This is a genomic window from Mesorhizobium sp. P2_H9 (assembly GCF_056403215.1).
On sequence record NZ_JBFUFX010000020.1, the window covers coordinates 35080 to 49594 of the forward strand.

Annotated in this window: 13 protein-coding genes; 8 read left to right on the forward strand and 5 right to left on the reverse strand. The window is 61.0% G+C overall.

The window, feature by feature from the left end:
* Positions 1-19: 19 nt before the first annotated feature.
* The 5 genes from AC1DXN_RS28720 to AC1DXN_RS28740 form a co-directional block, all read right to left on the reverse strand.
* Positions 20-1183, reverse strand: coding sequence for a mandelate racemase/muconate lactonizing enzyme family protein (locus AC1DXN_RS28720; protein WP_477277869.1), 1164 nt, complete (start codon positions 1181-1183; stop codon positions 20-22).
* 34 nt (positions 1184-1217) lie between these two features.
* Positions 1218-2315 carry an ABC transporter ATP-binding protein gene (locus AC1DXN_RS28725; RefSeq protein ID WP_477245057.1) on the reverse strand — a complete coding sequence of 366 codons (1098 nt, stop codon included), beginning with the start codon at positions 2313-2315 and terminating at the stop codon, positions 1218-1220.
* Between the two features lie 126 nt (positions 2316-2441).
* Entirely contained in the window at positions 2442-3332 is an 891-nt protein-coding gene (locus AC1DXN_RS28730) for a carbohydrate ABC transporter permease (RefSeq protein WP_477245055.1), read from the reverse strand.
* Positions 3329-4288: a carbohydrate ABC transporter permease gene (locus AC1DXN_RS28735; protein WP_477245053.1), complete on the reverse strand. Its 960-nt coding sequence runs from the start codon at positions 4286-4288 to the stop codon at positions 3329-3331. The genes AC1DXN_RS28730 and AC1DXN_RS28735 overlap by 4 nt, the downstream gene beginning before the upstream one ends.
* A 78-nt stretch (positions 4289-4366) precedes the next feature.
* The gene (locus AC1DXN_RS28740; protein ID WP_477277871.1) at positions 4367-5848 is read right to left on the reverse strand and encodes an ABC transporter substrate-binding protein; all 1482 of its coding nucleotides are present in this window, start codon (positions 5846-5848) and stop codon (positions 4367-4369) included.
* A gap of 213 nt (positions 5849-6061) precedes the next feature.
* On the opposite strand from AC1DXN_RS28740, the gene AC1DXN_RS28745 reads away from it, so the two are divergent.
* The 8 genes from AC1DXN_RS28745 to arfA all read left to right on the forward strand — a co-directional run bounded on the left by AC1DXN_RS28745 (position 6062) and on the right by arfA (position 14474).
* A complete protein-coding gene (locus AC1DXN_RS28745; protein WP_477245049.1) occupies positions 6062-6772 on the forward strand; it encodes a GntR family transcriptional regulator in 711 nt (236 codons plus the stop codon).
* Positions 6773-6825: 53 nt separating this feature from the next.
* The gene (locus tag AC1DXN_RS28750) at positions 6826-7992 is read left to right on the forward strand and encodes a mandelate racemase/muconate lactonizing enzyme family protein (protein ID WP_477277873.1); all 1167 of its coding nucleotides are present in this window, start codon (positions 6826-6828) and stop codon (positions 7990-7992) included.
* A 62-nt stretch (positions 7993-8054) separates the two neighbouring features.
* Complete coding sequence (locus tag AC1DXN_RS28755) at positions 8055-9413, forward strand: mandelate racemase/muconate lactonizing enzyme family protein (RefSeq protein ID WP_477245045.1); 1359 nt, start codon at positions 8055-8057, stop codon at positions 9411-9413.
* 99 nt (positions 9414-9512) lie between these two features.
* Positions 9513-9839, forward strand: coding sequence for an NIPSNAP family protein (locus AC1DXN_RS28760; protein WP_477245043.1), 327 nt, complete (start codon positions 9513-9515; stop codon positions 9837-9839).
* Positions 9840-9848: 9 nt separating this feature from the next.
* On the forward strand, positions 9849-11048 hold the full coding sequence (locus AC1DXN_RS28765) for a mandelate racemase/muconate lactonizing enzyme family protein (protein ID WP_477277875.1): 1200 nt from the start codon (positions 9849-9851) through the stop codon (positions 11046-11048).
* Between the two features lie 332 nt (positions 11049-11380).
* On the forward strand, positions 11381-11728 hold the full coding sequence (locus AC1DXN_RS28770) for a hypothetical protein (protein ID WP_477421766.1): 348 nt from the start codon (positions 11381-11383) through the stop codon (positions 11726-11728).
* Positions 11729-11850: 122 nt separating this feature from the next.
* Complete coding sequence (locus AC1DXN_RS28775; protein WP_477277876.1) at positions 11851-12777, forward strand: ArsR/SmtB family transcription factor; 927 nt, start codon at positions 11851-11853, stop codon at positions 12775-12777.
* Between the two features lie 185 nt (positions 12778-12962).
* On the forward strand, positions 12963-14474 hold the full coding sequence (arfA, locus tag AC1DXN_RS28780) for an arabinosylfuranosidase ArfA (RefSeq protein ID WP_477277878.1): 1512 nt from the start codon (positions 12963-12965) through the stop codon (positions 14472-14474).
* Positions 14475-14515: the final 41 nt, after the last annotated feature.

A 14515-nucleotide genomic window follows, 5' to 3' on the forward strand; every position in this document is an offset into this window, starting at 1 on the left:
GACTCCGGTTGAATTGGAACTACCAGTTGGTAACGGAACCGTCGCGGCGCCTGAGGTGTGGCGCTTCCCAGAAACGCAGACTCTGCGACTGCACCGCCGCTTCGTTGACCTCGACGCCGAGCCCCGGCAGATCGCTGACCGGATAGCAGGCGCCGTCGAGCCGCGGTTGCACGGGGAAGAAGTCTGAACTGTCGAAGCCCAGCTTTTTTTCGGGCTCCCTGGTCTCGAGCCACGCGAAGTTGGGTACCGCGGCGGCAAGATGCACGGTCGCCGCCGTGCACACTGGACCCAGGGGATTATGCGGCATCAGGTCGACATAGTGCGCCTCGCTCCAGCCAGCGACTTTCATCGCCTCGGTGAACCCGCCGACATTGCAGATATCGAGCCGGTTGAACTGATGGATGCCGCGCTCGATATAGGGCAGGAACTGCCATTTGCTGGCAAATTCCTCGCCGATGGCAAACGGGATGTCGGTCATCGTGCGCAGCGATTCGTAGGCCTCCGGCGTCTCGTCGCGTATCGGCTCCTCGAGGAAATCAAGCACGCCGCGGCCGAGCTTGTTGCAGAAGCTTGCCGCCTCGGCCACCGATAGCCGGTGATGATAGTCGATGCCGAGGACGACCTCGTCGCCCAGCGCCTCGCGTGCCTTGTTCAGCATCCTTGCGGTAGCGCCGATCGACTCGCGCGGCTCGAAGATATCCCTGCTGCTTTGTCCGACGGGGAAGAAGCGGATCGCCTGCCACCCCTGCGCGCGCAGTTCGCGGGCGCGCTCGATGGCAACATCGCCCTCGGCCTCGTCTCCGGTCGAGGCGAAGGTGGGGACGCGGTCGCGCTGCTTGCCGCCGAGCAGCTCGTAGACCGGCACCTCCAGCGCCTTGCCCTTGATGTCGTGCAGGGCGATGTCGATGGCGGAAATCGCCGCCTGCAGAACGCGCCCGCCTTCGAAGTACTGGCTGCGATAAACCTCCTGCCAGATCCGGCCAATCTGCATCGGGTCGCGGCCGACGAGAAACTCGCGATAGTGCTCGACCGCGCCGGCCACGGCCTTCTCGCGACCGCTCAGGCCGCTTTCGCCCCAGCCGAAGATGCCCTGGTCTGTCTCGACCTTGACGAGCATCTGGTTGCGCGTTCCCACCCACACCGGATAGGGCTTGATCGCGGTGATCTTAAGCTTCGCAGTCATTCACGCCCACGCTCGACATGCATCCGTCCCTGTCTCAATCGGCCTTGAGGGCCATTTCGGTTTCGCCGTCGAACAGGTGCATCCGCTCCTGGTCGAACTCGAGCCAGATCTGCTCGTCGGGCGCGACTGCAATGGTTGGCGGCACGCTGACGTTGACGATGGCGCCAGACAGGAACGCCTGCACGAAGGTGACGTCTCCGGTCGGCTCCACCGTGTAGGCCTTGGCCGGGACGCTGCCCGGCACCGCGCTCTTGTGGAGCTTGATCGTCGAGTGACGTGCGCCGAGCACGACTTTCCGGGTCGTTGCCTTGGCAACCTTCCGGGCGTTGGGCTGCGAGAGCTCGAGACGCCAGCCCTCCGCGCCGGTCAACACGGTGTTGCCGTTTGCCGTCGATGCCTCCAGCGCGATAAGGCTCATTGCCGGGCTGCCGATGAAGCTGGCGACGAACATGTTCACCGGATGGGCAAAGACCTGCGCCGGTGAATCATATTGCTGTAGGAAGCCGCCATTCATCACCGCCATCTTGTCGGCCATGGTCACGGCTTCGAGCTGGTCGTGCGTCACATAGATGATCGTCGCCTTGAGGTCCTGGTGGAAGCGCTTGATTTCCGAGCGCATCTGCACGCGCAGTTTGGCATCGAGGTTGGAGAGCGGCTCGTCCATCAGGAACACTGCGGGGTCGCGCACGAGGGCACGGCCGAGCGCCACACGCTGCTGCTGCCCGCCCGAAAGTTCGCGCGGCTTGCGCTCGAGCAGGTGCGTCATATCGAGCACCCGCGCCGCTTCCCTGACCTTTTTGTCGATCTCGTCCCTGGGCAGTTTGCGCATCTGCAGCGGGAACGCCAGGTTCTTGTAGACCGATTTCTGCGGGTAGAGCGCGTAGTTCTGGAACACCATTGCGATGTCCCGGTCCTTGGGGTCGAGGTCGTTGACCACCCGGTCGCCGATGACGATGTCGCCCGATGTGATCGGGATCAGCCCCGCGACGAGATTGAGCGTCGTTGTCTTGCCGCAGCCTGAAGGGCCGACCAGTGCAACGAACTCGCCGTCATTGACGGTCAGCGAAACCTCGTTGACGGCTTTGAAGCCGCCATAGGTCTTGACGAGATCTCTCAGGACCACGTGGGCCATCGGCAAAACTCCCTAGAGCATGATGCCGAAAAGTGTGAAGCGGTTTTCGGACGACATCATGCTCTATCTCTTTGATTTAGAGGCGGATTCAGATTTCAGGTCGATTCGACCTGAAATCATCCGGCTCTAGTGCTTGACCGCGCCTTCTGTAAGGGCGCGTACGAAGTATCGTTGCAGGACGAGGAACAGCACCACGACGGGCACGCTCATCATGAAGCTGGCCGCCATCAGGCCCGGAAAGTCCGTTGTATTTTCCGAGAAGAAACGCTGGATGCCGACCGGCAGCGTCAGCTGCTCGTTCTTGGAGAGAAAGGTGTAGGCGTAGATGTATTCGTTCCACGCGCCGATGAAGGAATAGATCGCGGTGGCGATGATGCCCGGCGTCGAGAGCGGCATCACGATCAGGATGAAGGCCTGGAACCGCGTTGCCCCATCGATGCGCGCCGCCTGCTCGAGCTGCACCGGGATGTTGTCGTAGAAACCCTTGAGCAGCCAGATCGCCAGCGGCAGGCCGAAAGTGAGATAGGTGAGGATCAGCGAGCCATGCGTGTTCACCAGCCCGAGCATGCGCATCAGGATGAAAAGCGGCACGAGAAAGATCACCGCCGGGAACATGTTGCGCAGCAGCACGGCGAAGAACAGGAAGTTCCGGCCGGGGAAACGGAAGCGCGAAAACGCGTAGGCCGCAGGGACAGCCACGATCACGGAAAGGATCGTCGTGGCGGTCGACACGAAAAGGCTGTTCCAGAAGAAGCGGAGGAAGTCCTGGCCGACACTGTTCTGCGGATCGAGCAGCTTCTGATAGCTGGCGAGGGTCGGCTCGTCCGGCCACCATTGCGGCGGGAATTGCATCGCCGCGAACCCGGACTTGATCGACGTAAGCAGCATCCAGACCATCGGCAGCGCGGTGTAGAGCAGCATGAACACGAGGAAGATGCGCCCCGCCCACCGCCATCCGTCGACGCGCATGCGCCGACCTGTCTGACCTCGAGGGACTGTCTCGGTGATCGTGCTCATGCGCCCCCCTCCTTGCGATCGTTGCCGCTGAGCGCCCGGACGTAGAAGTAGCCAAGCGTCATCAGCATGAGGAACAGCAGCACCGAATAGGCCGAAGCCACCCCCCAAAGCTGCCGTCCGAAGGCAAGCTCGTAAATGTGTGTGATCCAGATATGCGATGCATTGGACGGCCCGCCGCCGGTCATGATCCACGGGATGATGAAGGAATTGAAATTGGCAACTGCGAGCAGCAGGATCGTCACCGTCGAGACGCTGCTCAGATGCGGGAACGTTACGTGCCAGAAGCGCTGCCAGGCACTGGCCCCGTCGACTTTTGCGGCGCTCAGCAGCTGTTCGGGAACTGTCTGCAGGCCGGCCATCATCATGATCATGGCAAACGGAAACTCGCGCCAGATATTGACGACAATCAGGGAGGGCAGCACCGTGCTGACGTTGTCGATGAAATTCGGCGGACGGTCGGCCAATCCGAGGCCGACCAGCACCGCGCCGATGATCCCGAAGTCCGAATGATAGATCCACTTCCAGATGTAGGAGGCGGCGACCGCGCTGATGACCCATGGAATGATCAGGATGGCGCGCATGACACCACGGCCGACAAAGTCGCGGTGGAGCGCCAGCGCTGCGCCAAACCCCAGGACGAAGGAGATGAACGTCGACGCCAACGTCCAGATCAAAGTGTTCCAGGTGACTTTCCAGAACACCCGGCTGGTGAGGATGGCCGTGTAGTTGTCGAAGCCGATGAAGGTCTTGTCGCGGAGCTGCAGGCCAGGCGGCGTCTTAAAAAACGACAGCTCGATCGTGTAATAGATCGGATAGGCGATGACGATGAGCATCACGGCGATCGCCGGCAGCACGTATGCGTAGTCGGCGCGGTGCCCCCACACATTCCGCAGCACGCCGGACCAGCCGGTTTGCAATGTTCGGCGAGCCTCGGCCTTGCCGGTCATGATCGTCACTGTGGCGCGCCCTTGTTTTCTCGGAGCTAGCCGGCTGCACCGTCGGCGCAGCCGGCCAGATCGTGTGTCAGGCTCAGGCTAGAGTTTGCCTTCCATCAGGTTCTTTACCTTCTCGGCCGCGTCGTCCGCTGCCTGGTCGACGGTCATCGCTCCGGTCAGGGCATTCTGCAGCATATCCGGAACGATGATGTTCATGATCTCCGGGGCCTGCGGCAGTGCTGGAAACGGGATGCCGTATGGCAGCATCGAGGTGGTGACATCGAGGAACTTGATCTTCTCCAGGCGTTCCTTCATCCATTTGGTCTTGAAGCCGTTGAGGTTGCCCGGGTTCGAGCCGGCATAGGCCATCTTCAGCGACCATTCGGGGCTGGTCCACATGCAGATGATCGCCTTTGCAGCCGGCTCGTCCACCTTGCCGCCCTCGACATATTCGGGCTTCAGGATGTGGATGTTCGAGCCGCCGAACACGACGGCGCGCTTGCCGTCGGGACCGGTGGGGATAAGACCGTAGCGCATGTTGTCGATGACGGTCTGCGCCTTGTCCTTGTCGGTGCCCGTCGCCTTCTTCTGCAGGTCGAGCATGACGTTGTAGTCGGACGGGTGCGAGATCATCATGCCGAGCTGGCCGGCGACGAACAGGGGCTGGTTATCGGCCTGCTGGTTGGTGAGTGCCGAGACCGGAACCGACTTGTCGCGAACATACATGTCGTACGAGGCTTGCAGCGCTGCCTTGCTTTGCGGGGTATTGAGTTCGACCTCCTTGTAGGTCGGGCTGGCCGAGGCTTCGTCGAAGACGCCGCCGCCATAGCCCCACAGCTGCGGCATGAAACGGTACGGCGTGTTGCCGGCGTTCTTGCGGGCCACGAGACCGTAACCGGCAATGCCGAGCTTGTCGTGAATCTGCTTGGAATACTTGACGACGTCGTCCCAGGTTGCCGGAGCCTTGTCCGGATCGAGGCCTGCTCGCTTGAAGATATCGGCGTTCCAGATGAACGCCATCGTCTCGTTGTTGGTCGGGATGCCGTAGGTCACGCCATCCCAGGTCACGGCCTTCATGGCGCCGGGCCAGAAATCCTCGGTCGAATACCCCACATCCTCGGGCTTGAGCGGCTCCAGATAGCCCTTTGAAGCGAACTCGGTGCCACCCAGGATTTGCAGGCGGACCGCCATCGGCGCGGCATTGCCCAGCAGCGCGGTACGGAACTTGTCGAGCAGGTCGTTATAGGTGAGGGCCTGTTCCTCGAGCTGGATGTTTGGATAGGTCTTGCGGAAGGTCTCGAAGAACTCCTTGTAGTACTGGCGCAGGAGGTCGGGGTCGCCCTCGAACACACCCTGGTACCAGAAGGTCAGTCGCCCCTTGTAGTCGAGCGGGGTGACTTTGCCGCAATCGGCCGCCGTATCAAACTCCTGTGTGCCGGCAATCGAGCGCACATACTCCGGCGACCATTTGCTCAAATCGACCGGCGGCGCGCCCAGCGCCGACGCGGACATCAACGACACCATTAATGCAGTGGAGACAGTGCCGCGCAGGACGGCACCGCCGAGTGAAATCCTCGTCATAGGTATCCTCCAGGTTCTCTCCCATGCCGCTCTGCGTCGAGGCAGGCGGTCTCATTCGTTCGATCGCGGGACGTCTTGCTGTTTTATGTATCCCTTCGGTCACTTCGTACGTTTTCAGATAGTGGATTGCGTGTCAACGCGCTAAATCGTACATTGTTTGTGGAAACCGTGCGTGATATCGAGCAAGGCGTGTATTAATTTGGGGAGCCGGCCTTGGCCGAAACAAGCGATTTCAAAGCAGAACCGCCCGAGGGGATTGACCCCATCGGGGCCTCCAGCGAGGGAGCCTCGCTCTATCAGCTGATCAGGGAAGACATTATTGAGGGGCGGCTCGCCGCCAACGAGCGGCTTGTGGTGACCGATCTTGCCCGCCGTCACGGCACGTCGACCAACCCCGTGCGCGAGGCCCTGCAGCTCTTGCGCGGGGAGGGGTTTGTCACCTTCCTCCCCAATCGCGGCGCGCGCGTCCGGCCGATAGATCAGGATTTTGTCCGGGATATCTACGAGATCGGGGTCCTGATCGAGCCGGCTCTGACGCGATGGTTTGTGAATATGGCGACTGGAGAGGACATTGCCGAACTCGAACGCATCCAGGGCCTGATTGAAGAGAACAACTTTGCCGACACGTTCCAGCACAGTGAGCTAGATACCGCCTTCCACACCGTGATGTACCAGCGGCACTACAATCGCCATGCCGCCGAGCTTTGGTGGAAGCATCGCGAAGTGCTGCGAGCCGTGAGCCGGCGTTTCAATTTCACGCTTGCCCGGCGTGCCGCGATCATTCGCGAGCATCGCGAACTCATCGCGCATGTAAAAGCGGGAAATGCCGACGAGGCAGCCGAACTGATAGCACGCCATGTCGAAGGCTCTGGCCGGCATGTCCTCGAACACATGCGAGCACGCAACGCTGCCCGGGCAGGATAGAAGATCCGGTCTGGACAGCGCCAGCCTGACCCATTCCAGAAGAGGTAATTGAGATGAAGATCACGAGCATCCGGCCGTGGCTGATCAAGTCCGATGCTTCCTACTGGGGAGAGTATCTGTTCGTCGAAGTGACGACCGACGAGGGGGTGAGCGGTTGGGGAGAGATCACCACCACGACCAGGCTCGCCAACCGCGCTCTCTGCACGATCCTGCAGCAGATCGGCATCGCCCTGACTGGCGAGGATCCAGCGCGCATCGAGCACCTCTGGCACAAGGTTTTCCGTAGCTTCACCTACATGGGCAGCCGCGGCGCCGCCGTCGAATGCGTGAGCGCCATCGACATCGCCCTCTGGGACATCCGGGGCAAAGTCCTTGGCAAGCCGATCTACGAGCTGCTGGGCGGACCGGTGCGCGATGAAATTTCGCTCTACACCCATCCCAACCAAGCCAAATTTACCAGCAAGGACGCTGTGGTCCGCGAGATTCTTGACATCGTCGAGTCCGGGCACACGGCGCTCAAGTTCGACCCTTTCCCGCACCAGGGCCGCAGCGCCGACGGGCAGTCGCGCGAACAGCGGGACGGCTACCTCGATGGCGGCATGACGCGCAAGGACGAGCGCGAGGCGGCCGAACTGACCGCGCTGATCCGCGAAACGGCAGGCCCCGATGTCGACATCCTCATCGATGCGCATGGCCGCTTCGACGTTCCCACTGCCATTCGCCTCTGTCGCAGCCTCGAGGAGGCCGGCCAGATCGACTGGTTCGAGGAGCCCTGTCCGCCCGAGAGCCTCAACGCCCTCAAGCAGGTGCGCGAGAAGGTCAGTGCCGCTATCTCATGGGGCGAGCGCGGCCACACCAAGTGGGATTTCGTCCCGGTGCTGGAGAACAAGCTCGCCGACTACATCATGCCGGACGTCACCTGGACCGGCGGCATTACCGAGCTCAAGAAGATTTCCGCCCTCTGCGAAGCCTACTACATCCCGGTCTCGCCGCATGATGCCGCGGGGCCGATCAATGTGGTTGCCGGCGCGCAGGTGATGATGACCGTTCCCAACTTCTACAAGCTCGAGACGTCGGAGTGGAACCTGGGCAAATACGATCACCTCATCGACACACCGCTCGACGTTTCGAACGGCAGCCTCAAGCTGACGTCGAAGCCTGGTCTCGGTGTCGAGATGGACCGCGACTACCTGCAGGCGCACGAGATAGAGCTGGGCTAGCAACGCTCCAAGCCGGCGCAGCGTGCGGACTACAAGCCCCGCCGACCAGTACGAGGACAAGCATGCCAAAGACGAGTGTAGCCGGCGATGCTCTCAATCGGGTGAACACGAACTCCCGGCCGTCCGACCTTCGCATCACCGACATAAGGGTGGCTGAAATCGTCGGCGCGCCATTCACCTCGGCGTTGCTCAAGATCTATACCAACCAGGGGATCGTCGGGCTTGGCGAGGTGCGCGACGGCGCCAGCGCCACCTATGCGCTGATGCTCAAAAGCCGGCTGCTTGGCGAGAACCCTTGCGACATCGACCGGCTGTTCCGCCGCATCAAGCAATTCGGTGCGCACGGCCGGCAGGGCGGCGGCGTGTCGGCAGTCGAGATCGCGCTGTGGGATCTCGCCGGCAAGGCCTATGGCGTGCCCATCTACCAGATGCTCGGCGGACGGTTCCGCGACAAGGTGCGCGTCTATTGCGACACCGACGCGGACAAGCCCAGCGGCACCGAGACCGGCAAGCGGCTCAAGGCGCGGATGGATCTCGGCTTCACCTTCCTCAAGATGGACCTCGGCCTGGCGCAGGTCTCGCACATCCCGGGCGCGGTGGTGGCGCCGGCCGGCGTGCTCGACGGTTTCCGCGCGCATGCCGCTCGCGGCCCGGCACGCACGCTGGACGAGCGCCGCGCGCGCAACGCCGCCTATGACGCGCAGAACGTCCCGCATCCCTTTACCGGCCTCCACTTCACCGAAAAGGGCATCGACCTGCTCGACCAATATATCCACGAAGTCCGCGAAGTGATCGGCTACGAGATCCCGCTCGCCATCGACCATGTCGGCCACATCTCGCTGCAGGACGGCATTCGCCTCGCCCGGCGCATCGAGAAATACGCACCAGCCTGGCTCGAGGACGTGATTCCCTGGCAATACACCGAGCAGTATCGGCAGCTGCAGCAGGCCACCTCCGTGCCGATCTGCACTGGGGAAGACATCTACCTCAAGGAAGCATTCGAGCCGCTGCTCAACGCAGGCATCTCGGTCATCCACCCGGACTTGCTTACGTCAGGCGGCATTCTCGAGACCAAGAAGATCGGCGACGCGGCGCAGGACCATGGCGTTGCCATGGCCATTCACATGGCGGAAAGCCCGATCGCCGCGATGGCGGCCGCGCATGTCGCGGTGGCCACGGAAAACTTCATGGCGCTCGAATATCACAGCGTCGAAGTGGAGTGGTGGGACGACATCGTCACCGGCTTGCCCAAGCCGCTGGTCAAGGACGGGTTCATCACAGTGCCGGACAAGCCGGGACTGGGCATCGACGACGTGGTCGACGAGGTGATCAGCCGGCATCTGCAGCCCGGTGTCACGGGGATATGGCAATCCACCGAGCATTGGGACAATGAATATAGCTGGGACCGGACTTGGAGTTAGCCCAGACCTCCTGCCATCATTCCCCAGGCTCACAGGGCCAACGACCGACCATTCGTGTCGACCTCTCCCAAGGGTGCAAAGAAAGAAACGGACGAAACCATGATCTACGAACTGCGTATCTATGACTGCCTGCCGGGCAGGCTGCCGGGTTTGCTCAAGCGCTTTTCCGACCAAACGCTGGCCATCTGGGAGCGGCATGGCATCCGCCAAGCCGGGTTTTTCACCACGGCGATCGGCGAAAACAGCAATCGCCTCACCTATTTCCTCGCCTGGGAATCGCTGGCCGAGCGTGAGGCGAAATGGGCGGCTTTCGTCACCGATCCGGCATGGCACAAGGCCCGGGACGAGTCTGAGCGCGACGGGCAGATCGTTGCCAATATCAGCAGCCAGCTGCTCACGCCGACAGCGTTCTCGTCTGTGAAATAGGACTGCGCCATGAAGATCACCGACCTGCGCTGTGCCGTCATCGGCAAGCATCCGATCGTCCGCGTCGTCACCGACGAAGGTCTCTACGGCCTTGGCGAGGTCGAGTACACCAAGCCTTATCTCAAACCCTTTGTGCTGCATTTCCGCGAGGCACTGATCGGCGAGGACCCGACCGACGTCGAGCGCGTCATGCTGAAGATCCGCCAGAGGGGTTCGTTCAAGCCCTATGGCGCCGCCGTCAGTGCCATAGAGCATGCTCTGTGGGACATCGCCGGCAAGGCGGCCGCCGTTCCGGTCTACAAACTGCTCGGCGGGAAGGTCCGCGACCAGGTGCGGGTCTATAACGGCTCGATCCGCCGGAAGCGCACCGGCGACCGGCCGGAGGATTACGCCGCTGACGTCAAATGGATGGTGGAGCAGCCGCAGAACTTCTTCATGGTCAAGCAAGGTATCTCATTCCATTCCAACATGAAGGACAGCATCGAGGGCTTTCACTACGGCGTGACGCAGAAGAAGGCCGGCTATCACGGCGCCATGGATCAGGGCATGATCAGCGAGCGCGGTTTCAACCACATGCTCGACTGCGTGATCGCGATGAAGGAAGTGCTGGGCGACAATGTCAGCCTGGCGCTCGACTGCGGCCCGGGTTGGATGCTGCCCGATGCGATCAAGTTCGCTCGCGCGGTCGAGAAGTACAATTTGATGTGGCTCGAGGACATGCTGACCGGCGATTATGTGCCGTGGGTCAATCCGCAGGCCTATCGGGAGCTGACCACCTCCACCTCGACGCCAATCCATACCGGCGAGCAAATCTACCTCAGGCACAATTTCAAGGAACTGATCGAGACGCAGGCGGTGCGCATCATCGGCCCCGATCCCGCCGATGTCGGCGGCATTGCCGAGCTGAAATGGATCGCCGAACACGCCTACATGCACTCGATCCTGATGGCGCCGCACGGTACTGCCAACGGCCTGCTCGGCCTTGGCGCGCTGATCAATGTCTGCGCCACCTTGCCCGCCAACTACATCGCTTTCGAATATCCGAGCGCCTCCGACCCCTGGTGGGAGGACATCGTCATTGGGCTGCCGAAGCAGGTGGTGACGGATTCGATGATCGACGTGCTCGAGGCTCCAGGATTGGGCGTCGACATCGACGCCGTAGGCGCGAAAAAGTATCTTGGCGAAGAAGACGCGGGCTTCTTCGACTGATTGTGCCAGCCTGGGCGAGCTGGCCGCGTTCGCTCGTGCCGTTGCCTGTTCCTGCAAGCAGCTGTCCTACGCCCTTGCTTTGCCTGGAGACGGACTGCGAAAACGAGTGATAAGGTCGGCCTGCGCCCAGAGTCAAAGATGGGCCGGGAGTACGGAAAATGGCACACCGAATGGGCACCGCAATGCTTGGCTTCTCGGCCCTTGCCCTGGTCGCGTGCCAAGCCGCCCCTGAAACGCGGCAACCCGCCGCTCTCGAACCTGGGACAGAATCTGGTCCTACTCCATCCCAACCTGCCTTGGGTCCCGCCGTCGTTTCTTCCAGTTCGGCAAGCATGGATCAATCCGTGGCGATCACGCCTCCTGGCAAGGGCATTCCAGCAAAATACGCTGCTTTTTCGGGCCTGTGGGCCGGACGATTGGAAGGGACCTACGAAGCCAAACTTGCTGTCCAGACGATTGCTTCCAATGGAAAGGTGACGGCCACCTATGCGTGGGGAAATCTGGCCGACAACTATCCGGGAGAGGCAGCCGGCGCAGGTAGAATTACAGGCACCACGTTGAAGCTTGGACGCCTCCCGAATGGCGCCGACCTCAGCTTTGCGATGCTGCCCGACGGAACCCTAGCCGCAACCGTTGCGCTTGCGGGCCAGACCTACACGGGCACGTTCGTCAGGCAATAGTTGCGCACGCAGCCGCGGATCAACCAAAGTGACCTGAGGTTCTGCCAACGCATTGATTAAATCAGATATCCCGATATACAAGACGGTTTCGGGTACAGATTTTGGCGTGGGCTGGGAATTCCATGAGCAGCAATTTTCTGGTGATCGAACCTGAGGAAGGCATCGCCGTCCTCAAGGGGCTGGCCTCCTTGGCGCGCATTTCCATGCTGAAACTGCTGCATGAAAAAGGGCCGATGAATGTCAACGACATAGCTGCCGTGCTGTCGCTGCCGCAATCGACGGTCTCGACCAATATCCAGGTGCTCGAGGATGCGGGCCTGATCCGGACCGAGAACCAGAAGGCGAAGAAAGGCAGCCAGAAGATTTGTTACCCGACCGCCGAGGAAGTGCTCGTGGTGTTCAAGAGCGAGTATCGCGCGGTCAAGAACAACGCCATCGAAGTGTCGATGCCGATCGGGCTCTACACTGGTTTCGAGGTGACGGCGCCCTGCGGCCTGTGCTCTCCAGATGGCATTATCGGTCTGCTCGACGTACCGAATACTTTCCTCGATCCGGACCGTATGAAGGCTGGGCTGCTATGGTTCACGCGCGGCTTTGTCGAGTATCAGTTTCCCAACAATGCCAAGCTCGCCAATGCCGAGATTACCGAGCTCGAAGTGGTGATTGAACTGTCCTCGGAGGTGCCGGGCACCAGCGCCGACTGGCCCTCCGACATCACGCTGACGATCAATGGCGTCGATGTCGGCACCTGGACGTCGCCCGGCGATTTCGGCGACAAGCGCGGCGTCTTCACGCCCGCCTGGTGGAAGCTCAAGGGCTCGCAATATGGCAAGCTGAAGAACTGGCGAATTTCCGCTGACGGCACTTACGTCGACGGGGTCAGGATTTCCGAAACCAGCCTCGCGGCGCTCGACCTCAAGGGCCATCATTCAATCCGCATCCGCATCGGCGTCAAGGACGACGCCAAGCGCCCTGGCGGGATCAATATTTTCGGCAAGGGATTTGGAAACTACGACCAGGACATTCTGCTCAGGATCAAAACCGGTTGATATCATCAAATCGGGTTTCAAAGATAACGCAGCAATTTCAGTCTTTTGCTCACATTGATGACCGAGGCTGCAGTTAAATTGTCAGACATTTGGCTGTTTTTGACTTGACGGATGGGTGCTGCTTCCCTTTGATATCGGACAAGGTGATTTAAATCATCATTTGTGATATTGTGGGAGGAAAACGCATGAAGGCAGCCGTCACGGCGCATCCGCACTATGTCGTCTCGAAAATCGATCCGAGGCTCTATGGGTCCTTTATCGAGCATCTCGGGCGTGCGGTTTACACCGGCATCTATGAGCCGGGCCATCCGACGGCAGATGCCAATGGCATGCGTCAGGACGTCATCGATCTGGTCAGGGAACTCAATGTTCCGATCGTGCGCTATCCCGGCGGCAATTTTGTCTCCGCCTACAATTGGGAAGACGGCGTCGGCCCCAGGGAAGAGCGGCCGGTGCGCCTCGACCTTGCCTGGCATACGTCGGAAAGCAACGAAGTCGGCCTGCATGAATTTGCCGACTGGTGCGCCTCCGCCAACACCGAGATGATGCTGGCCGTCAATCTCGGCTCGCGTGGCCTTGATGAAGCCCGCAACCTTCTGGAATACGCCAATCATCCCGGCGGCAGCGAATGGAGCGACAAGCGCATCGCCAATGGCCGCAAGCAGCCCTTCGACGTCAAGCTCTGGTGTCTCGGCAACGAAATGGACGGCCCCTGGCAGATCGGCCACAAGACCGCCGACGAGTATGGCCGCCTGGCCCACGAGACCGCCAAGGCGATGCGCGCCTTCTCCAAGTCTCTCGAACTCGTGGTCTGCGGTTCTTCGAATGCCAGGATGCCGACCTATCCCGAATGGGAAGCGGTCGTTCTTGACCACACCTACAACGAGGTCGACTACATCTCGCTGCATATGTATTTCGACAACGAAGCCAATGATGCGCCGAACTACCTCGCCATGAGCGAGAAGCTCGACGACTACATCGTCTCGGTCTCAGGCGTCATCGACTACATCAAGGCCAAGAAGCGCTCCAGCAAGCAGGTCTACATCTCGTTCGACGAATGGAACGTCTGGTACCATTCCAAGGAGCAGGACAAGAAAATCCTCGGCGGCAATGACGGCTGGCCCTTTGCCCCGCCGCTGCTCGAAGACATCTACAATTTCGAGGACGTGCTGCAGGTCGGACTGATCATTAACACCTTCATCCGCCGTTCCGACGTGGTCAAGATCGCGTGCATGGCGCAACTGGTCAACGTCATCGCACCGATCATGACCGTTCCCAATGGCCCGGCATGGCGCCAGACGATCTTCTATCCCTATCTCTATGCCTCGATCTACGGCCGCGGCAACGCGCTGGATCTCAAGGTCGAAAGCCCGACCTACAAGTCCAGCGTCGCCGGCGACGTTGCCTATGTCGACGTCGCCGGCGTGCACGATACGCAAGCCGGGCATGTCACCTTCTTCGCCGTCAACCGCCATCCGGACGAGGCAATCGAAACCGTCATCGACATTAGCGGTTTCGGCACGGGCGACATCGTCGATCACCAGGCGATCACGCACGCGGATCTGAAAGCCGTCAACTCGGCCGGGAACCCCGGCAATGTCGGCCCCAGGAAGGGGGAGGGCGCCTCGCTGGCTGGCGGCACGCTTCGCCTGTCGTTGCCGGCCTATTCCTACCAGATGATCCGCCTGAAGCTCTGACTTCAGGCGGATTGTCGGAAAGTGCATGCGCTGAGGAGGAG